The following is a 20,517-nucleotide window of genomic DNA, read 5'->3' as shown; positions in this document are numbered from 1 at the left end:
TACGACTCCCTGAACGTGTGTTAGGGCGAGGCTAGCCCCCGGGCACCGAGCAGCGCGGTTCCGACACGCACGCAGGTAGAACCGTGCGTAATCGCCATCTCAAGATCATTGGTCATTCCGGCGGACAGCTCGTTGGCCGTCGGATGATCCCGGCGCAGCCGATCGGCTGCTCGCGCCAAAGATCCAAAAGCCTCCCCGGGGTCCATCGTGCGAGGTGCCACGGCCATCAGCCCGCGCAGCCGTAGTTCACCCGATCGAGCTACCTCGTCGGCGAGCGCGCTCAGCGTGTCGAGCGGACAGCCGCCGCGTGTCGGATCGCCGTCGATGCTCGCCTGGACCAGAACGTCCAGCGGCGCGGTGCGCTCGCCGGCCTCCCGGGCGTTGCCGGCCGCGCGGTCGAGCGCCTCGGCCAGCCGGACCGAGTCGACCGACTGGACCTCGGCCGCCCAGCGGACCACCGAGCGCGCCTTGTTCCGCTGCAACCGGCCGAGCATGTGCCAGCGCACCGGCGCCTCCGGACGAAGTTCGCGCAGCTCAGCGACCTTGTCGACGGCTTCCTGCTCGCGGTTCTCGCCGAGGTCGGCCATGCCCAGGTCGGTGAGCAGCGCGGCGTCGGCGGCGGGAAATGTCTTGGTGACCGCGATGAGCCGGACCTCCTCGGGTGCCCGGCCGGCGCTCGTGCAGGCGGCGGCGATCCGCTCGCGCACCTCCGCGAGGGCGGCGGCCAGCTCGGCCCGCCGGGTGTCGTCCGCGGTCATTCCACCGGGTCCGGCTCGAGCCAGGTCAGCGCGGCCAATCGCCCAGTGGTCCCTTCCCTGCGGTGACTGAACAGGGTCCGGTCCTCCACGGTGCACCGCGGATCGATGCCGATCTTGGCGACGCCCGCGTCGGCGAGCTGCTGCCAGAGCCCGGCCCGCAGGTCGAGCCCGGGGGTGCCGGTCCGGGTCTTGCGGGCGCTGCCGGGCAGGTGCTTCTCGACGTCGGCCTGCATGGCGGCGGGCACCTCGTAACACTCTCCGCACACGGACGGGCCGAGCAGCACCTCGATCCGCCCGATCGACGCGCCGGCCCGGGACATGGCGTCGAGGGCCGCGGGCAGCACGCCGACCCGGGCGCCGACCCGGCCCGCGTGCGCGGCGCCGACGACGCCGGCCACGGGGTCGGCAAGCAGCACCGGCACGCAGTCCGCGCACAGCGCGACGAGCGCGAGGCCCGGCTCGGTGGTGACGAGGGCGTCGGTGGCCTCGACCGCGTCGGGCACCGGCCCGGCGACGATCTCGGCGTTGCGGCCGTGCACCTGCTCCATCCACACGAGCCGGTCGCGCCCGAGGCCGAGGTCGTCGGCCAGCCGGTGCCGGTTGGCGGTCACCGCGGCCGGGTCGTCACCGACCCCGGCGCCCAGGTTGAACGACTCGTACGGCGGCTTCGACCGCCCTCCGGCACGGGTCGTCACCACCCGTCTGATCCGCAAGAGGACTCCTCAACAGGTTGGGCTCGCTGGAGAACGCGAGGCTACCTGCGCATGAAAGGGGGGACGTCCACCTCGTCGTCGGGGTCCTCGGTGACCGGCACGGCGCGGCTGGGCAGGCTGCCGCTGCCCTGCCCGGTCCGGCGGGGCGAGCCGGCCGACGGGGGCACACTGCCGCCCATCGGGTTGCCGTAGCCGCTGGCGGCCTGGCGCGGCGGCGGTGCCGTCGGCTGCTGCTGGGCGGGCTGCGGTGCCGGCGGCGCGACCGGCGGGGCCGGAGCGGGTGGCGGGGTCGACACCGCGGGCACCGGCGTGGCCGGCCGCGGCGCGGTGCTGACCTGGCCTGCCTGCCCGGACGCCACCGGGCTGCGGGAGCCGACCATGGTCGGGTCCAGCTTCTTGTGCGTGGGCGTGCCGCCGTCGAACCCGGCGGCGATCACGGTGACCCGCACCTCGTCGCCGAGGGAGTCGTCGATGACCGTGCCGAAGATGATGTTGGCTTCGGGGTGCGCGGACTCCTGGACCAGCGACGCGGACTCGTTGATCTCGAACAGGCCGAGGTCCGAGCCGCCGGCGATGGCCAGCAGCACCCCGTGCGCGCCGTCCATGGACGCCTCGAGCAGCGGCGAGTTGATCGCCTTCTGGGCGGCCTGGACCGCTCTGCCCTCACCGCGGGCCGAGCCGATGCCCATGAGCGCGCTGCCCGCGCCGGACATCACGCTCTTGACGTCGGCGAAGTCCAGGTTGATCAGGCCAGGCGTGGTGATGAGGTCGGTGATGCCCTGGACACCGGAGAGCAGCACCTCGTCCGCCGAGCGGAACGCGTCCATCAGGCTGACCCCGGCGTCGCCGAGCTGCAGCAGCCGGTCGTTCGGGATGACGATCAGCGTGTCGCACTCGTTGCGCAGCTCGGTGATGCCGTCCTCTGCCTGCTTCGCGCGCCGCTTGCCCTCGAAGGCGAACGGCCGCGTGACGACACCTATGGTCAGCGCGCCGAGCTTGCGCGCGATCGACGCGACGACCGGCGCGCCGCCGGTGCCCGTGCCGCCACCCTCACCCGCGGTGACGAACACCATGTCGGCGCCCTTGATGACTTCTTCGATCTCCTCGCGGTGGTCCTCGGCGGCGCGGTGGCCGACCTCCGGGTTGGCGCCGGCGCCGAGACCACGGGTGAGCTCGCGGCCGATGTCGAGCTTGACGTCGGCGTCGGACATGAGCAGCGCCTGCGCGTCGGTGTTGACGGCGATGAACTCGACGCCTTTCAGCCCGACCTCGATCATGCGGTTGACGGCGTTGACCCCACCGCCGCCGATGCCGACGACTTTGATCACCGCCAGGTAGTTGTGCGGGGGCGTCATCGGATCCGCCTTCCATCAAGCTGTGTCGCTGCCTTACATCTCCCCGATCCGTCGCGGGCCGAAAAATCCCTAAACCTCAACAAGAGACTCAGAGTTATGTCAAGCCCGGACGTCGAATACAGGACGGTAGGCATCGACGGACCCCGATTCCAGCCGCCACGCCGTGTAGTTGCGGTGTTGTGCGACCCAATCGCCGAGTGCTACTCCCCCGTGTCGCCGTCGACGTGTTCGCGGAGCAGGTCGAGGTGGCCGGCGTGCCGCCCGGTCTCCTCGATCATGTGGATCACGACCCAGCGGACGTTGACCGGCTTGCCGCGGCCCGTGGTGGCGGTGGCGTCGAGGTCTCGGCGCGCCACGATGTCGCGGCTGACCGCGCACCGGGCCTCGTAGTCCGCGACGAGCTGGGACACCGGGGTGGTCAGGCCGGCCCGGAACTCGGCGTCCGGATCGTCGTTCAGCCGGTCCTGCCAGTTGTCGGGCCCGCCGTCGAGCACGACGCTGAACCAGAGCTCCTCGACGTAGGTCAGGTGAGCGACGAGGCCGGCGATGGTGGTGAGCTCGGAGGCCACCAGGGGGCGCCTGGCCTGCTCGTCGGACAGGCCGGTGGCCTTCGTGACCACGGTGGCGCGCAGGAAGTCGAGGAACCCCGCCAGCTGCTCGCGCTCGCCACCCACCATCGGTGCCTCGGGCCGCGCGGGTGCGGTCGGGGACGTCGTCATGCGGGCAGTCTGGACCACCGCGCCGCGGTTCCGGAACGATTTATGCCCGCGGTGCTAGGAGACGGTCGGGAACTCCGGGGTCGCCACGTCGTAGGTCCGGCCCGGGCGGGTGAGCAGCGGGGCCAGCACGGCCGCCTTGCGCGCGTTCTCCTCCGCGTCGCCCCACTTCACGGTCTTGCCGTCGGCGAGCTTGAGCCGCACGTCGCCGCGGGTGCGCGCGGAGATCTCGACGACCCTCTTGCGCAGCGGGTCCGGGATCGCGCCGAGCACGGTGACCGCGGCATGGGTCGCCGGGTCGTCCGCCGCGACCTTGACGACCTTCAGCAGCGGCAGGCCGGGCGGCCGGGCCCGCACCGTGGCGTAGTCGACGCCGGTGTGGTCGACGAGGTGCACGCCGTCCGCGGCGACCTGCACGGCGACCGGGCTGCGCTCGGTCACGTGGATCTCGATGGTGCTCGGGAACGACCGCGACACGCTCACCTCAAACACCCGGGGCAGCTCGGCGACCCGGTGCGCCACCTCGTCGGTGTCCAGCCGCACCATCGGCGTGCCCAGCTCGATGGCGGCGGCCTTGCGGACGGTGTCCGGCCTGACCTCCTCGGTGCCGATCACCTCGACCGTGCGCACCCCGAACAGCGAGGTGAACATGATCACGTAGGTGAGGCCGAACACGGACAGCACGATCAGCAGCGCGATCCAGCGCCGGGCGAGGTAGCGGCGCCGGCTCGGCCCGCGCCGCGCCGCGGCGCCGCTCGCCGGCGGGGCCGGCGCCGGCCGCGGCCGGCGCCGGCCCCGCGTCGCGCTGCTGGTCATCCCGCCTTGCCCACCCGGTCGAACTCGGCGATCAGCTCCGGGCCGAGCATGGTGACGTCGCCCGCGCCCATCGTCAGCACCAGGTCGCCGGGCCCGGCGAGCGAGGCGACCAGCGGCGGCACCCGCTCGAACGACGGCTCGTAGTGCACCTGGTCCTCGGGCAGCGGCACAGCGCCGGCCACCAGCGCGCCCGTGACGCCGGGCTCGGGCTGCTCGCGGGCGCCGTACACGTCCAGCACGACCACCTGGTCGGCGAGCCCGAGCGCGGCGCCGAACTCGGCGGCGAACAGCCGGGTGCGCGAGTACAGGTGCGGCTGGAACACGACGACGAGCCGGCCGCCGTGCGCCGCCGGCCGCGCGGCCCGCAGCTGCGCGGCGACCTCGGTGGGGTGGTGGGCGTAGTCGTCGTAGACCCGCACGCCGCCGGAGCGGCCCTTGAACTCGAACCGCCTGCGCACGCCGCCGAACCCGGCGATGCCCTCCAGCAGCCCGGCCAGCGGCGCGCCCAGCTCCAGGCCCGCGAGCAGCGCGGCGATCGCGTTGCCGGCCATGTGCTCGCCGGGCACCGCGACCCGCACCTCGAGCTCGGCGCCGTCGAGCCGGATGCGCGCCACGCCCGCGCCGTCCACCGGCGCGTAGTCCACGAGCGTCACGTCGGACGCGGACCGGCCGTACCGGCGCACCCGCACGCCTCGCGACTCCGCGTACGTGGCCAGGGCGGCCGCGCCGGGGTCGTCGGCGCAGGTGACCAGCACCCCACCCGGCTCGATCCGGTCCACAAAGGACTCGAAGACCGCGGTGTACGCCTCCACCGTGCCGTGGTGGTCGAGGTGGTCCGCCTCGACGTTGGTGACCACCGCGACCGACGGGGAGAACGCGAGGAACGAGCCGTCGCTCTCGTCGGCCTCGGCGACGAAGACGCCGCCGTTGCCGTGGTGGGCGTTGGCCCCGGACTCGTTGAGATCGCCGCCGATCGCGAACGACGGGTCGAGCCGGCAGTGCTGCAAGGCCACGGTCAGCATGGACGTGGTCGACGTCTTGCCATGCGTGCCGGCCACGCAGGCCACCCGGTGCCCGGCCATCAGCGCGGCCAGCGCGGCGGAGCGGTGCAGCACGGTGAGCCCGCGCTGCTTGGCCTCGACCAGCTCCGGGTTGTCCGCCTTGATCGCGCTGGACACGACGACCGCGGTCGGGCCGTCGGTGCCGAACAGGTCGAGGTTGGCGGCGGCCTGCCCGACCGCCACCTTGGCCCCCTGCGCGCGCAGGGTCAGCAGCGCGGGCGACTCCTTGGCGTCCGAGCCGGACACCGGGAGCCCCCGGTCGAGCAGGATGCGCGCGATGCCGCTCATGCCGGCGCCCCCGATACCGACGAGGTGCGCCCGCTCGAGCGAGCCGGCAGTCACTTCCTGACCACCTCGAGGACCATGCGGGCCAGCACGTCGGCGGCCTCGCGGTGACCCGTGCCGCGGGCGGCGGCACCCATCGCGGCCAGCCGGCGGGGGTCGGTGAGCAGCGGCACGACCAGCTCGGCGATCTTGTCCGGGGACAGCTCCTCGTCCGGGACGATGACCCCGCCACCCGCGTCGACCACGGGCTTCGCGTTGAGTGCCTGCTCGCCGTTGCCGTGCGGCAGCGGCACGAACACCGCCGGCAGGCCGACCGCGGACACCTCGGCCACGGTCATCGCGCCGCTGCGGCACAGCACCGCGTCGGCCGCGGCGTAGGCGAGGTCCATCCGCTCCAGGTACGGCACGCCGACGTAGCGCGGCGCGCCCGGAACCTGTTGCACGGCAAGGGAGTTCTTCGGCCCGTGCGCGTGCAGCACGCCGATCCCGGTGTCGGCGAACCGGCGGGCGCAGGCCGACACCGCGTTGTTGATCGAGCGGGCGCCCTGCGAGCCGCCGAACACCAGCAGCGTCGGCGCGGTGGGGTGCAGGCCGAAGTGCCGCCGGGCCTCGGCCCGCAGCGCCGCCCGGTCGAGCTCGACGATCGACTCGCGCAGCGGGATGCCGACGATCTCGGCCTTGGGCAGACCCGTGTCGGGCACGGCGACCGCGACCCTGTCGGCGAAGCGGGCGCCGACCTTGTTGGCGAGGCCCGCGCGCGCGTTGGAGTCGTGCACCACGATGGGCAGCCGGCCGCGGGCGGCGAGGTAGGCGGGCAGCGCGACGTAGCCGCCGAACCCGACGACGACGTCGGCGCCGACCCGCTCCAGCACCGCGCGCGTGGTCTTCACCGCGGCACGCACCTTGAGCGGCAGCTTCAGCAGGTCCACGTTCGGCTTCCGGGGCATCGGCACCGGCGGGATCATCTCCAGCGGGTACCCCCGCCCCGGGATGATCGACTTCTCGAGGCCGCGCTCGGTGCCCAGGGCGACGATGCGGGCGTCCGGCCGGATCCTGAGGACGGCGTCGGCGAGCGCGAGAGCCGGCTCGATGTGCCCGGCGGTGCCACCACCGGCGATCACGACACAGGGCCCACGGTGGGTGGGGTCGGTCAAGAGGTTCCTCCTCGACGGGTTCGCGGACCCCGCCGGCGATCCGCGGGGCCCCGCGACGGGGCAGGTGGCCGGACCGGTCTGCGCTTGGTTGGCGGCTGGTACGGCTCCGGAGCGGGCAGCCGCATCAGCCGGCCGAACCGGCCAGGTCCCTGAGAGCGTAGTGCCGCCACCGCTTCGGGCTCATGCCGCGCACAGTTCGCCAGGACGCCGAACACCAGCAGCGTGATCACCACGGACGTACCGCCCGAGGAGATGAGCGGCAGCGTGATGCCGGTGACCGGCAGCAGGTTCACCACGTAGCCGATGTTGATGGCGGCCTGGGCCACCAGCCACACCGTCAGCGTCGCCGCGACCAGCCGGATCCACGGGTCGATGTTGCGGGTGGCCACCCGCATGCCGACCACCGCGAGCATCCCGAACAGGCCCAGCACGAGCGCGCAGCCGAGGAACCCGAGCTCCTCGCCGATGAGCGCGAAGATGAAGTCGTTGTGCACGTTGGGCAGGTACTGCCACTTCGACGGGCCCTGGCCGAGCCCCCTGCCGAACAGCCCACCGTCGGCCAGCGCGTAGAGCGCCTGGTTGGCCTGGTAGGCCGCGCCGCTCGGGTCCTTCTCCGGGCTCAGGAACGACAGCACCCGGGAGAGCCGGTAGTCGGTGCCGATGGCCAGCACCACGATCCCGGCGAGACCGCCGAGGGCCAGCGCGCCGAACAGCCGCAGCTGCGCGCCGGCGAACCACAGCAGCGCGATCAGCACCACGCCGAGGGTGACCGTGCCGCCGAGGTCGGGCTGCAGCATGACCAGCGCGAACATCACCAGCGCCGCGGGCACCACGGGCACGAGCAGGTGCCGGTACTGACCCAGCAGGCCGCGCTTGACCACGAGGATGTGCGCGCCCCACAGCGCCAGCGCGAGCTTGGCGACCTCGACCGGCTGGAAGCCGACCGGGCCGATGGTGAACCAGCTGCGGGTGCCGTTGATCTGCGAGCCGAGCCCCGGGATGAGCACGAGGACCAGCATCAGCACGCTGACCCACAGCGCGATCGGGCTCAGCGCGCGGATCTTGGTCAGCGGCACCCGCAGGCCGATCCAGAACAGGATCAGCCCGGCGAGCACGAAGATCACCTGCTTGCCGAACACGGTGTAGGCCGAGCTGTCCTTGTTGAGCGAGATGACCGAGGACGCGGACAGCACCATCACCAGGCCGAGCACGATCAGCAGCGCGCAGATCGCGAGGACCAGGTGGAACGACGCCAGCGGGCGGCCCAGCCAGGCGGTGAGCGCGGAGCGGGTGGCGGCGATCCGGCCGCGCGGCTCGCGGGTCTTCTTGCGCGTCTTGCGCGCCGTGTCCCCGGGCTTGGACGCCTCGTCGGCGGTCTCGCGGTCGGTTCTCGTGGGCTCCAGCGCCGTCATCCGGGCTGCCCGGGCTCGGCACCGGGGACGGCGACCGCGCCCAGCAGCGCGCGCACCGCCTCGGTGAACGCCGTGCCGCGGTGGATGTAGCTGGCGAACAGGTCGTGGGACTTGGCGGCCGGCGCGAGCAGCACCACATCTCCATGACCCGCCATCGCGCTCGCCGCACGCACCGCAGAGATCATGGGCTCATCGTCTCCCGAAGGCACCCGATGTACCGGCACATCCGGCGCGTGTCGCGCCAGCGCGGCGGCGAAGGCGTCCTGATCGGCGCCGAGCAGGACCACGCCCCGCAGCCGGGGCACCACCTCGGCGACCAGCGCGTCGACCGGCGCGCCGTGCAGCAGGCCGCCGGCGATCCACACGACGTGCTCGAACGCGCCCAGCGAGCCGAGCGCGGCGTGGGTGTTGGTGGCCTTGGAGTCGTTGACCCAGCGCACGCCGCCGGACTCGGCGATCAGCTCGACCCGGTGCGCGGGCGGCTCGAACGCGAGGAGCCCGGCCCGGACGGCCTCGGCCGGGACGCCGGCGGCGCGGGCGAGCGCGGCCGCGGCCAGCGCGTTGGCGACGTTGTGCGGACCGGCCGGGCGGACCTCGGCCGCGGGCGCGAGCCGCAGGTCGCCGTGCACGAGCCAGCCACCGGCCACGCCGTACTGCGTCGGCCGCGGCTCGGCCAGGGTGAAGCCGACACGGTTCGGGGAGCCGGCCGCGAGCCGGGTGGACTCCGGGTCGTCGGCGTTGTAGACCGCGAGGCCCGCGCCGGTGTAGATCCGGGCCTTGGCCTCGACGTAGGCGGCCGTCGAGCCGTGCCACTCGAGGTGGTCCTCGGCGATGTTGAGGACGGCGGCGGCGGCCGCGCGCATCGAGGACTGCCAGTACAGCTGGTAGCTCGACAGCTCGACGGCCAGGACCTTGTGCGTGCGGACCGCGTCGATGACCGGCAGGCCGACGTTGCCGCAGGCCACCGCGTCGAGGCCGGCCGCGCGCAGCACGGACTCGAGCATGCCGACCGTGGTGGTCTTGCCGTCGGTGCCGGTGACGGCCAGCCAGACCGGCGGCTCGTCGAGCGTCCGCGAGAGCCGCCAGGCCAGCTCGACCTCGCCGATCACCTCGATGCCCGCGTGCGCGGCGGCCACCAGCAGCGGGCTGGTGGGCGGCCAGCCGGGGCTGGTGACGACGAGGTCGGTGCCCGCGGGCGGCTCGGTGAGCCCGGCGAGGGTGGCGGCGCCGGCCGGCAGGTCGGTGAGCCGGCCGGCCGCGGCGTCGGTGACCGTGACGTGCGCGCCCATGGCCAGCAGCGCCTCGGCCACCGACCGGCCGGTGACCCCGGCGCCGGCCACCAGGACCCTGCGCCCGGCGACCCCGGTCACGGCGTTCATGGTTCGCTCGCCCGCACGCTCATCAGCCGGCGGCCGTGAGCCACTCGCTGTAGAACAGGCCCAGGCCGAACATCGCGCAGATCCCGGCCAGCAGCCAGAACCTGATGATCACCGTGGTTTCCGCCCACCCGGCGAGCTCGAAATGATGGTGGAAGGGCGCCATCCGGAACAGTCTTCGCCGCGACGTCCGGAACACGGCGATCTGCATGACCACCGACAGCATCTCGACCACGAACAGGCCGCCGACGATCACCATCAGCAGCTCGGTGCGGGTGGTGATGGACAGGCCCGCCACCAGGCCGCCGAGCGCGAGCGAGCCGGTGTCGCCCATGAAGATCTTCGCCGGCGCGGCGTTCCACCACAGGAAGCCGATGCAGGCACCCATGGCGGCGGCCGCGACCACGGCCAGGTCGAGCGGGTCGCGCACGTCGTAGCAGCCGGGGCCGGGCTCGAGGGCGCCGCAGTTGTAGCGGAACTGCCAGAACGTGATGACCACGTAGGTGCCGAACACCATCGCCGACGAGCCGCCGGCCAGGCCGTCGAGGCCGTCGGTGAAGTTCACCGCGTTGGACCAGCCGGACACCGCGATGTAGCAGAACACCACGAACCCGACCGTGCCGAAGGAGATGATCGCGAGGTCGCGCACGAACGACATCTGGATCGACGCCGGGGTGAAGCCGTACTCGTCGGCGAAGTTCATCGCGAGCACGCCGAACACGACCGCGACGACCAGCTGGCCGACCATCTTGGCGGTCTTGTTCAGGCCGAGGTTGCGCTGCTTGCGGATCTTGATGAAGTCGTCCAGGAAGCCGACGAGGCCCAGGCCGGTGGCGAGGAACAGGACCAGCAGGCCGGACGCGGTCGGCGCCTCGCCCGGCGGGTCGGACATCCCGTTGAACAGGTGCGCCACCAGGTAGCCGACCCACATCGCGACGATGATCGCGACGCCGCCCATGGTCGGGGTGCCGCGCTTGGACTTGTGCCCCTCCGGGCCCTCCTCGCGGATCTCCTGGCCGAAGCCCTGCCGGGAGAACACCCGGATCAGGTACGGGGTGAACAGGATGGAGACGATGAGCGCGATCGCGGCCGCGATCAGGATGCCGATCACGCGCCGGCCCCCAGCAACGCGTCCGCGACCCGCCAGAGGGCGGCCACCTTCGAGGCTTTCACCAGGACCACGTCACCCGGCCGTAGCTCCGCGTTCAGCAACGCGACGGCCGCTTCGACATCCGGCACCAGCACCGGCTCCTCTCCGTTGGTCCGCTCGAGGTGGGCGCCGTGCTGGATGCCACTCGCCTGCTCGTCCACCGCGACCAGCCGGTCGATGTGCAGGCGCACCGCCAGCCGGCCGATCTGCACGTGTGCCTCGGCGCCGGCGTCGCCGAGCTCCCCCATCACGCCGAGGACCGCCCAGGTGCGGCGCTCTCCCTCGTTCGACATCCGGGCCAGCGTGCGCAGCGCGGCGCCGACCGACTCGGGGTTGGCGTTGTAGGAGTCGTTCACCACGGTCACGTCGTCCGCGCGGGTGCTGACCTCCATGCGCCGGGCGGAGCGCCGCCGCGCGTCCTGCAGCCGCTCGGCCACCTCGTCGACGCTCGCGCCCAGCTCCAGGCCGACCGCGGCGGCGGCGAGCGCGTTGCCGACGTGGTGGCCGCCGTGGAGGCCGAGCGCCACGCGCGCCTGGCCCTGCGGCGTCACCAGGGTGAACGTGGCGCGGGCGTGCTCGTCCAGCTCGACGCCGGCGGCGCGGACCTGGGCGTCCGCGCTCTCGCCGACGAGGACGACATTCGCCCGGGTCCGGCTCGCCATGGCGCGGACGAGCGGGTCGTCGGCGTTGAGGACGGCGACGCCGCCGTGTTCGGCCGAGGGCAGGGCCTCGGCCAGCTCGCCCTTGGTCCGCGCGATGCCCTCCTGGGAGCCGAACTCGCCGACGTGCGCGGTGCCGACGTTGAGCACGACGCCGATGCGGGGCGGGGCGGTCTCGCAGAGGGCCTTGATGTGGCCGGGCCCGCGGGCGGAGAGCTCGAGGACGAGGTGCCGGGTGCCGGTGTCGGCGCGCAGGACCGTCCACGGGTGGCCGAGCTCGTTGTTGAACGAGCCGGGCGGAGCCACCGTGGGACCCATGGGCTCGAGCACCTGGGCGATGAGGTCCTTGGTGGAGGTCTTGCCGGAGGACCCGGTGACGCCGACGACCGTGAGTCCCCGCGGCGCGAGCCGGTCGACGACCTCGCGCGCGAGCTTGGCGAGGCCGGCGAGGACCGCGGCGCCGGAACCGTCGGTGTCGCCGGTGAGCGCGACCGACCTGACGTGCGCGTCGGTGACCGGCGGGACGACGACCGCGGGCGCGGTGACCGGCCGCGCGGCGAGCACGCCGACCGCCCCCCGCTCGACGGCCGTGGCGGCGAAGTCGTGGCCGTCGACCCGGTCCCCGGGCAGCGCCACGAACAGCCCGCCGGGCCCGACCTGGCGGGAGTCGAACTCGACCGTGCCGGTGACGAGCTCGGTCCCGTCGGCGTTGTGCAGGCGGCCACCGGTGGCCTCGGCGACGTCGGCCAGCGTCAGCGGGATCATCCGGCCCCTTTCTCGAGCCGGGCCCAGATCGCGGCGCGCAGCTCGTCGTGGTCGGAGAACGGATGGACCACGCCGTCGATCTCCTGGCCGGTCTCGTGGCCCTTGCCGGCGATGACGACGACGTCACCCGGCTCGGCGCGGGCCACGGCGGTCCCGATCGCGGCGCGCCGGTCGCCGACCTCGATCACCTCGCCGCGCTCGCCGGCCGGCACCTGCTCGGCGCCGGCCCGCATGGCGGCCCGGATCGCGGCCGGGTCCTCGGTGCGCGGGTTGTCGTCGGTGACGATCAGCAGGTCGCTGCGCCGGGCGGCGGCCTCGCCCATGAGCGGGCGCTTTCCCTCGTCGCGGTCGCCGCCGCAGCCGAGCACGACGATGAGCCTGCCGTCGGTGCGCCCGCGCATGGCATCGAGCGCGACCGCGACCGCGGCCGGCTTGTGCGCGTAGTCGACGACCGCGGTGAAGTCCTGACCCAGCGCGACCCGCTCCATCCGGCCCGGGACCTCGACGGCCGCCAGGCCCGCGGCGATGTCGGCCGGCGCCACGCCCGCGGTGTGCAGGCAGGCGGCCGCGAGCAGGGCGTTGGCGACGTTGAAGCTGCCCGGGATCGGCAGCGTGACGGCCAGCTCGAGCCCGTTCGGGCCGTGCATCGTGAACGACTGCTCGCCGGACCGCGAGGTGCGGATGCCGGTGGCCGTCCAGTCCGCCGCCCCCTCGGCGGCGACCGTGATCGTGCGCGGGCTGACCAGCCGCTTGCCCCACTCGCCGTCGACGCAGACGACCTCGGTGGTCGAGCGGCCGTCGAACAGCAACGCCTTGGCCCGGAAGTAGTCCTCCATGTCCGGGTGGAAGTCGAGGTGGTCCTGGGAGAGGTTGGTGAACGCGCCGACCGCGAACCGGGTGCCGTTCGCGCGGCCGAGCGCCAGCGCGTGGCTCGAGACCTCCATCGGCACGTGCGTGACGCCGCGCTCGACCATCACCGCGAACAGCGCCTGCAGGTCCGGGGCCTCGGGCGTGGTGAAGGCGCTGGCGAGCCGCTCGCCGGCGATCCGGGTCTCGACCGTGCCGACCAGGCCGGTGCGCAGGCCGGCGGCGCGCAGGCCCGCGTCGATCATGTACGTCGTCGTGGTCTTGCCGGAGGTGCCGGTGACGCCGAGGACGGCCAGGTGCAGCGACGGCTCGCCGTAGATCCACGCGGCCACCGAGCCGAGCACGTCCCGCGGGTCGTCGTGGACGAGGACCGGGATGCCGGTCCGCTCGATCCCCGCGCGGACCGCGGGCCGGGCGGCGCCGGCCTCGTCGGTGAGCACCGCGACCGCGCCGGCCGCGACGGCCGCGTCCGCGAAGTCCGCGCCGTGCACCCGGGCGCCGGGCAGCGCGGCGAACAGGTCACCGGGAAGCACGTGCTGGGCACGCAGCGTAGCGCCGGTGGCCGCGAGATCGTGGACGTTCTCGGGTGCGGCGACGAGGCGTGCGTCCGCCCGTGCCACCAGCGTGGTGAGCGGGACGGGCGTGATCCTGGTGGGGCGAGGCGGTGCCGTGACAGCCTTGCCAACGAGCTTGGCGGGCACGTCGCGGAAGGTTACCTGCGCACGGAGGGCGATCAAGGACACCCTGGTGCACACGGCCGTGTCGGTACCCGCTACTCCGCCGCGGGCAGCCCCGGGAGGGTCTCGGCGGCCGTGGGCTTGACGCGCTTCTGGCGCAGCAGGATCGCGGCCAGCATGCCGCCGACGAGCCCGGCGAGGTGGCCCTGCCAGGAGATGTTGGTGACGCCGAAGCCGATCGAGTTCCACATCGGGTAGGCGTAGGCGAGCGCGATGCCGATGGAGACCACGACGTCCACCGGCCGCCGGTCGACGAACCCGCGCAGCAGCAGGTACCCGAAGTACCCGAAGACGACCCCGCTGGCGCCGATCGAGACGGAGTTCTCCGGCGAGAACAGCCAGACCCCGAACCCGCCGACGACGATGACGATGAGCGTCATCCAGAGGAACTTCCTGATGTTCGGCACGGCGGCGATGAAGCCGAGGCTGAACAGGGGCAGCGCGTTGCCGGCGAGGTGCTGGACGTTCCCGTGCAGGAACGGCGCCGTGACGATGTCGACGAGGCTGCCGGCGTCCCGCGGCCGGATGCCGCCGGCCTGGACGAGCTCGCGCCCGGTGGCCGCGTTGATCAGCTCGACGATCCAGAGCAGCGCGAGGAAGACCACGTTCAGCGCGGCGGCCCGGCCCAGCGGGCTCGCGAGCGACCCGTCGTCCTCGCGCGAGGAGGGCGCCGGTGGGAACGTGCCGGACGGCTGGATGCTCACCATGACAAGTATGTCCGAAACGGGCCCCGCGCCGCTGGTCACGGCGCGGGATCGACATCTCTTCGCGATCTGGGTCGTCGCGCCGGTCACAGGCCGCGGCGGGTGAGCTCGGTCAGCAGGGCCGGGCGGCGGTGGTGCCGCTCGCGGATCTCGGCCACCAGGGCGGTGAACGACTCCTCCTCCCCGCAGCGGGCAGACAGGTGGCGCAGCTCCTCCAGCAGCACGCCCACCTCGCGGTACGCGTCGCGGCCCGTGCGGGACAGGCAGCGGCGGACGGCGTCGCGCCACCCGGCCAGGACCTCGGCCGGGTGGGCCGTGCCGTGCGTGCGGGCCACCTCGAGCCACGCGCGGTCGCCGCAGCCGTGCTTGGCCGCGGCCTGCCAGGCCTCGGCCGGGTCGCCGTCGTCGAGCAGCGCGCCGACGAGCTCGTCGGCGGCCTGGTCGTGTTCGGCCGCCGCGCGGAGCACGTCCAGCGCCTCCTCGCGGGCCGACGGCCAGGTGCCGCACAGCTCGGCCGTGGCCCGCAGGTTGGCGTACGCCAGCCGGGTGGGCGCCGACCGCAGCGCGGCGTCCCGCACCGCCAGCGCGTCCGCCGGCCGCCCGTCGTCCACATAGGACTGGACCAGCAGGTCGGCGAGCCGCGGGTCGCCGGTCTCCGCGACGCCGCGCTGCGCCCAGCGGATGGCGCCGGCGAGCTGGCCGGCCCCGCGCAGCAGCGTGGCGATGTCGAGGAACGCCTTGGGGCTCGGCACGTTCTCGGCGAGGATGTCGACCAGCGCGTCGAGGTCACCGTCCACAGTGGCCAGCTGCTCGCGCATGGACCGCAGGATCGTGACCTTGTCCGCCGGCGGCGACCCGCACGCCTCGCGCAGCAGCGCCCGGTAGGCGGCCAGGCCGCTGTGCCCCAGCGCCTCGGCGAAGTCGGCCAGCTCGACCACCGGCCAGCCCGGCCCGTCCAGCCGCAGCTGGAACACCCACGCGGCGAGCTTGGCCGGGTTGGGCCGGGCCGCCGCGCATGCCTTGGCGTACAAGGAAAGCGCCCGCCGGCACACGCCGACCACCGCGCCGGTCGCGTCGTCGAGGGTGGGCATGGCCTCGGTGATGCCCTCGACCGCGGCGCGGGCCAGCGGCCGCGCCTCGGCCGGGTGCCCGGACTCGATGAGCTCGGCAACCGTGGCGAGCACGTCCCGCGCGCGCCGGGCGTAGTCGAGGGTGGCCTGGTGGTCGAGGTAGCCACGCACCCGCAGCGCGTCGTCGAGCTGCCGGCGCAGCACCGCCACCTGCGGCGCCCCGGCGGCGCCGGCCGCGCGGAGCACGAGCTTGCGGTAGAGCCCGGGGTCGCGCTCGGCCTGCTCGAGGACCAGGTCGAGGAGCTCGCCGGGGTCGAGCGTGCGCAGGTAGCCGCCGAGGTCGACCTCGGGCGTGGCCGCCGGCCCGTCGGCGAGCAGCGCCAGCCCGACGGCCACGCAGTGCTTGCAGAAGTTGCCGTCCGCGCCGAAGGGGCAGCTGCACTCGCCGACCAGCCGGTCGGTGTCGCGGCCGAGCCAGACCTCGTAGCTGCCCGACCCGCGCACGACCGCCCGCACCCCGAGCGCGGTGGGCTGGAGGTCGGCGACCGCGGAGACGTAGTCGCGGCCGCGCTGGTAGGACGGCCCGCCGGCCGCCTCCCGCAGGTCGTCCTCGGTGAACCAGGCCGTCACCTCGGGAGGCCCCGGACGAAGCCCGCGACGATCTCGCCGAGCCGCTGCCCCGCGTCCTCCTGCAGGAAGTGGCCGGCGTCGGTGAGGGTCTGGTGGTCCTGGCCCCGCGCGCCCGGGACGAGCTCGCGCAGGATGGGCGCCATCGGGCCCATGATCGGGTCGCTGTCGCCGAACGCGGTGAGGAACGGCTTGTCCCACCGGCGCAGCACGTCCCACGTCGCGCGGTTGGCCGCCGAGGCCGGGTCGTCGAGGCTCACCGGCACCAGGCCGGGCATCGCGCGCGGCGCGACCTTGTACGACTCGTCCGGGAACGGCGCGTCGTAGCCGGCGCGGACGTCCGCCGGGAGCTTGCTGCGGCAGCCGGCCTGGACGAACCGCGCGATGTCGAGCGTGTCCGCGCTCTCGACCGCTCGGCGGAACTTCCACCACACCTCCGGCATGTCGAACTCGCCGGTGGGCAGCCCGGTGTTGGCGGCGACGACGGCGGCGAACCGGTCCGGGTGCTCGGCCGCGAGCCGCAGCCCGATGAGCCCGCCCCAGTCCTGCCCGACGACCGTGACGTCGCGCAGCCCCAGCACGTCGAACGCGAGCGCGCGCACCCACTCGACGTGCCGCGCGTAGGTGTGGTCGGTCGCGTCCGCCGGTTTGTCCGAGCGCCCGAACCCGACGAGGTCCGGCGCCACCGCGCGGACCCCGGCGCCGGCGAGCACCCGCATGACGTGCCGGTAGAGGAACGACCAGCTCGGCTCGCCGTGGAGCAGCAGGGCGACCGGCCCGTCGGCCGGCCCGGCCTCGACGTAGGCCATCCGGACACCGTCGAGGTCGGCGTAGTGGGGCTCGTAGGGGAAGTCTGGCAGCGCGGCGAACCGCTCGTCGGGAGTACGCAGAACACGCATCGTCACAGGGTATTGCCAAGCACCGACAGTCCGGCGCGGCGACAAACCGGCAAGTCGGCTTACCCGACAGTCCTTACCGGCCGGCGATGAGCGGGACCACCGGGCTCGCCGTCTTCGACAGCGGGATGTTGTAGGTCTGCGCCAGGTAGGACGCGACGTCGTGGAACAGCGGCGCGGCCGACCGGCCCTCCGGCGGGCCGCCCGAGTAGTTCGGCCGGTCCAGCACGATCCCCACCACGAACCGCGGGTTGTCGGCCGGCAGGATGCCCGCGAAGGTGATCCAGTACAGCGAGTTCGAGTACGCGCCGCTCGCCGGGTCGATCTGCTGGCCGGTGCCCGTCTTGCCGGAGACCTGGTAGCCGGTCAGCGCCGCCGCCGGGCCGGTGCCGTTGTTGAGGCCCTGGCCCTTCTGCACCACGGCGCGGAACATGTCGCGCACGGTCTGGGCGGTCTTCTTGTCGACCACCCGCACGCCCGTCGGCCGCGGCTCGGGGATCCGCTTGCCGTCCGGCGTGATCCGCGCGCTCACGATCCGCGGCGGCACGCGCACACCGTCGTTGGCGACGGTCTGGTACATCGCGGCCATCTGCAGCACGGTCATCGACAGGCCCTGGCCGATGGGCAGGTTGCCGAAGGTGCTGCCCGACCACTGCCCGCGCGGCGGCACCCGGCCCGGGCTCTCGCCGGGCAGGCCGACGCCGGTCTTCTGGCCGAGGCCGAGCTTGCGCAGCAGGTCGGAGTACCGGTCCGGGCCGCACTGCTCGGCGAGCATCAGCGTGCCGACGTTCGAGGACTTGGCGAAGATGCCGGTGGTGGTGAACGGGAGCGTGCCGTGGGACCACGCGTCGCTCACGGTCCGGTCGGCGACCCGGTGCCGGCCCGAGACCATGTGCACGTCGCCCGGTTGGGAGATGTCGTTCTGGATCGTGCACAGCGCGGTGACGACCTTGTTGACCGAGCCGGGCTCGTACGGCGTCGACACCGCCGGGTTGCCCATCTCCTTGATGTCGAGGCCGTTGGGGGCGGTCGGGTCGAAGCTCTTGTCGTTGGCCATCGCGTACACCTCGCCGGTGTGCGCGTCGAGGACCACCGCGCTGCCGCCCTTGGCCTGGCTCTTCGCGACGTAGGCGGAGAGTGCCTGCTGCAGGAAGTACTGCAGGTCGGCGTCGATGGTCAGCTCGATGTCGGAACCGTCGGTGGCCGGCTGCAGGTCGCGGTCGGTGCCGGGGATGACGACGCTCTGGCTGCCTTCCTCGGTGTCCACGACCTGGCGGCCGGGCTTGCCGGACAGCTCGTTGTCGCGCAGGATCTCCAGGCCCGACAGGCCGTGCAGGTTGTGCTTCTTGACGTCCGGGTCGTCCATCCGCCAGTTGGCGACGCCGACGATGTTGGAGGCGAGCGAGCGGCCGGGGTACTCGCGCACGGCGCGGTACTCGGTGATGATCTCGGGGAAGCGCTTCTGCACCTCGCGCGCGACGGCCGGCTCGACCTTGTCGATCAGGTAGACGAACGAGGCGTCCCGGCGGAGCTTCTCGACCATGGCGGCCTCGTCGACGCGGTCGCCGACCAGCTGGCGCAGCCCCTTGGCGATCTCCTCGGTGCGCGCGTTGAAGTCGATCTTGTTGGCGGGGTGGTCCTTGTTGAACTTGACGATGTCCTTGCGCGTGGCGTTGGGCCGGAACGCGAGCACCCGCGACTCGACGCTGAACGCGAGCTGCACCCCGTTGCGGTCGACGATGGCGCCGCGGGTGGCCGGGATGTCGATCTCGGTGGTGCGCTGCTGCTCGGCCTTGGCGGCGAGGGCCTCGGCCTCGAACCCCTGGACCTGGACGAGCTTGATGCCGGCCGCGACGAGCGCCGCGATCAGGAGGAACCGCACGGAGACGACGCGGAGGTGGTGGTTGCCGGCGGGCTTGCGAACGAGGCGGCGCGGCCCGGTCGAGGCCCGCCGGCGCGGCGCGACGGCCGCGGAGCTGTGCCGGGGCGCGGGCGCGCTGCGGCGAGAGCTGGCCCGGCTGCGCCGCTCCCCGGCCCCGCGCGGCACGGGCGGCTTGCGCGCCGGCTCCCGCCAGGGCGCGTCGCGGCGCACGGGTTCGTAGGTGTCGTAGGGCTCCTGACCGGCCGCCTTGCGCCGAAGGGCCTCCCGCCAGGGCGGCAGTTCCTCGCGGGACCCCCCGAACCAGGGGCGCTTGGCACCGCTCCCGTGCTTGCCGCCCGTTCCGCCGCCGCGTGTGCCGCCCGTCCCGCCGCCCGCCGAACCGCCACGCCCGCCGCCCGCCGCACCGGATCGCGGGCCGCCGCCCATCGAGCCGCCGCGGCCACGGAAACCGTCGCGGCCACCGAAGCCGTCGCCGGAGGACCGGCCGTGCCGCGCCTGGTCCGCCGCCCGAGGCGGGGGGTCCCAGGCAGCCCCGTACCTGGACCGGCCCCCTCGCGGCACACCGTCCGCCGGCCCGCCAGGAACGGTGGGCCACCCCCGCCGCGGCGCACCGGCGGCCCGGCTCGCACCGCTCGCTGAACCGCCGGCCCGCGAGGAAGTGCCGGCACGGCCGGCATCACCGGCACCCGAGGCACCCGCCGAACCGCCGCGCCGCGCGCCGCCCGCAGACCCGCCGCCGCGCCGCGCACCAGCCGAACCCGAAGAGCCACCGGCCCTGCCCGCGCCACCGGATCCCGAAGAACCACCGGCCCGGGCCGAGCCCCCAGAACCCGAACCACCGGCGCTGCCGGAACGCGAAGAACCACCCGCCGAACCGCCACGCCCAGAACCGCCCGTCGAGCCGCCACGTCCTGTGCCACCCGCTGTGCTGCCCGATGAGCCGCCGGCTCGGGGAGAGCCGAGCGGGCCCGGGGTCGAGCGGTGGCCAGGGATCGACGGCCAGCCCCGTTCGGGCCGGCTGCCGTGGGGCGGCTGGCCCGAGGGCGGCGGCATCAGCCGGCCCCCGGGGCGTTCGCGGCCTGGCGCTGCGGGTGCCCGTCGGACTGCTGACCGGTCGCGCCACCCTGCTGGCCGGCCGGCGGCTGACCCGCGGTAGACGATGGCGGGGTGACTGGCGGGGCCGGCTTCGCGGCCGCCTTCGGTTCGCCCACGACGATCACCCGGCCGTCCGGCTGGACGACGAGCCTCGCCGGGTCCCCGCCCGGCACCATGCCCATCGCCTTCGCGCGTTCGGCGAGAGCGGACGCCGACTCCGCCTTCGTGACCTCGCGCTGCAGCTGGTCGGCGCGCTCGGCGAGCTGGTCGGCCGTCGTCTTGGCGTCCTCGAGGCGGTAGGAGTCCGCGATGGCCTGCGTCGACAGCCACAGCGTCGCCGCCACGCCCACCGTGAGCAGCGCGATGATCAGAATCACGAACGACGCGCGCCCGGCGGCACGGTCCTCGTCGTGGTCGAT

The 20,517-nt window shown here is 73.9% G+C and carries 16 protein-coding genes and 1 pseudogene; all 17 read right to left on the bottom strand.

All coding sequences use genetic code 11. From position 1 onward, the window contains the following. Nucleotides 1-20 precede the first annotated feature (20 nt). Nucleotides 21-758 (bottom strand): YggS family pyridoxal phosphate-dependent enzyme, encoded by a 738-nt coding sequence (locus tag VGD70_RS02085; protein WP_331077506.1) that lies wholly within the window; start codon nucleotides 756-758, stop codon nucleotides 21-23. Continuing rightward, nucleotides 755-1,471, bottom strand: a complete 717-nt coding sequence (gene pgeF, locus VGD70_RS02080; RefSeq protein ID WP_331077504.1) for a peptidoglycan editing factor PgeF — start codon at nucleotides 1,469-1,471, stop codon at nucleotides 755-757. Before pgeF ends, VGD70_RS02085 begins: the two co-directional genes overlap by 4 nt. Before the next feature lie 41 nt (nucleotides 1,472-1,512). Then, nucleotides 1,513-2,826, bottom strand: coding sequence for a cell division protein FtsZ (ftsZ, locus tag VGD70_RS02075; RefSeq protein WP_331077502.1), 1,314 nt, complete (start codon nucleotides 2,824-2,826; stop codon nucleotides 1,513-1,515). A 200-nt stretch (nucleotides 2,827-3,026) separates the two neighbouring features. Then, nucleotides 3,027-3,545 carry a DinB family protein gene (locus VGD70_RS02070; RefSeq protein ID WP_331077500.1) on the bottom strand — a complete coding sequence of 173 codons (519 nt, stop codon included), beginning with the start codon at nucleotides 3,543-3,545 and terminating at the stop codon, nucleotides 3,027-3,029. A 54-nt stretch (nucleotides 3,546-3,599) separates the two neighbouring features. Next, a complete protein-coding gene (locus VGD70_RS02065) occupies nucleotides 3,600-4,358 on the bottom strand; it encodes a cell division protein FtsQ/DivIB (RefSeq protein ID WP_331077498.1) in 759 nt (252 codons plus the stop codon). After that, nucleotides 4,355-5,761, bottom strand: coding sequence for a UDP-N-acetylmuramate--L-alanine ligase (gene murC, locus VGD70_RS02060; RefSeq protein ID WP_331077496.1), 1,407 nt, complete (start codon nucleotides 5,759-5,761; stop codon nucleotides 4,355-4,357). Before murC ends, VGD70_RS02065 begins: the two co-directional genes overlap by 4 nt. Beyond that, complete coding sequence (gene murG / locus VGD70_RS02055; protein WP_331077494.1) at nucleotides 5,758-6,858, bottom strand: undecaprenyldiphospho-muramoylpentapeptide beta-N-acetylglucosaminyltransferase; 1,101 nt, start codon at nucleotides 6,856-6,858, stop codon at nucleotides 5,758-5,760. Before murG ends, murC begins: the two co-directional genes overlap by 4 nt. Next, on the bottom strand, nucleotides 6,855-8,270 hold the full coding sequence (gene ftsW / locus VGD70_RS02050) for a putative lipid II flippase FtsW (RefSeq protein ID WP_331077492.1): 1,416 nt from the start codon (nucleotides 8,268-8,270) through the stop codon (nucleotides 6,855-6,857). Before ftsW ends, murG begins: the two co-directional genes overlap by 4 nt. Further along, nucleotides 8,267-9,649 carry a UDP-N-acetylmuramoyl-L-alanine--D-glutamate ligase gene (gene murD, locus VGD70_RS02045; RefSeq protein ID WP_331077490.1) on the bottom strand — a complete coding sequence of 461 codons (1,383 nt, stop codon included), beginning with the start codon at nucleotides 9,647-9,649 and terminating at the stop codon, nucleotides 8,267-8,269. The genes ftsW and murD overlap by 4 nt, the downstream gene beginning before the upstream one ends. A 22-nt stretch (nucleotides 9,650-9,671) precedes the next feature. After that, the gene (gene mraY / locus VGD70_RS02040; RefSeq protein WP_331077488.1) at nucleotides 9,672-10,757 is read right to left on the bottom strand and encodes a phospho-N-acetylmuramoyl-pentapeptide-transferase; all 1,086 of its coding nucleotides are present in this window, start codon (nucleotides 10,755-10,757) and stop codon (nucleotides 9,672-9,674) included. Then, the gene (locus VGD70_RS02035) at nucleotides 10,754-12,220 is read right to left on the bottom strand and encodes a UDP-N-acetylmuramoyl-tripeptide--D-alanyl-D-alanine ligase (RefSeq protein WP_331077486.1); all 1,467 of its coding nucleotides are present in this window, start codon (nucleotides 12,218-12,220) and stop codon (nucleotides 10,754-10,756) included. The genes mraY and VGD70_RS02035 overlap by 4 nt, the downstream gene beginning before the upstream one ends. After that, complete coding sequence (locus VGD70_RS02030) at nucleotides 12,217-13,788, bottom strand: UDP-N-acetylmuramoyl-L-alanyl-D-glutamate--2,6-diaminopimelate ligase (RefSeq protein WP_331077484.1); 1,572 nt, start codon at nucleotides 13,786-13,788, stop codon at nucleotides 12,217-12,219. Before VGD70_RS02030 ends, VGD70_RS02035 begins: the two co-directional genes overlap by 4 nt. A 71-nt stretch (nucleotides 13,789-13,859) precedes the next feature. After that, nucleotides 13,860-14,528, bottom strand: a complete 669-nt coding sequence (locus tag VGD70_RS02025; RefSeq protein ID WP_331077483.1) for a rhomboid family intramembrane serine protease — start codon at nucleotides 14,526-14,528, stop codon at nucleotides 13,860-13,862. An 86-nt stretch (nucleotides 14,529-14,614) separates the two neighbouring features. Next, nucleotides 14,615-16,228 carry an SWIM zinc finger family protein gene (locus VGD70_RS02020; RefSeq protein ID WP_331077481.1) on the bottom strand — a complete coding sequence of 538 codons (1,614 nt, stop codon included), beginning with the start codon at nucleotides 16,226-16,228 and terminating at the stop codon, nucleotides 14,615-14,617. After that, on the bottom strand, nucleotides 16,225-17,124 hold the full coding sequence (locus VGD70_RS02015) for a haloalkane dehalogenase (RefSeq protein ID WP_331077479.1): 900 nt from the start codon (nucleotides 17,122-17,124) through the stop codon (nucleotides 16,225-16,227). The genes VGD70_RS02020 and VGD70_RS02015 overlap by 4 nt, the downstream gene beginning before the upstream one ends. A gap of 73 nt (nucleotides 17,125-17,197) precedes the next feature. Further along, on the bottom strand, nucleotides 17,198-19,429 hold the full coding sequence (locus VGD70_RS02010; RefSeq protein ID WP_331077477.1) for a penicillin-binding protein 2: 2,232 nt from the start codon (nucleotides 19,427-19,429) through the stop codon (nucleotides 17,198-17,200). A 626-nt stretch (nucleotides 19,430-20,055) separates the two neighbouring features. Beyond that, nucleotides 20,056-20,517: pseudogene (locus tag VGD70_RS02005) on the bottom strand (hypothetical protein); the annotation flags it as partial.

Origin of the sequence: Actinophytocola sp., assembly GCF_036402745.1 — a bacterium.
Lineage (GTDB): Bacteria > Actinomycetota > Actinomycetes > Mycobacteriales > Pseudonocardiaceae > Actinophytocola.
This window is presented reverse-complemented; position numbering and strand designations above follow the sequence as displayed.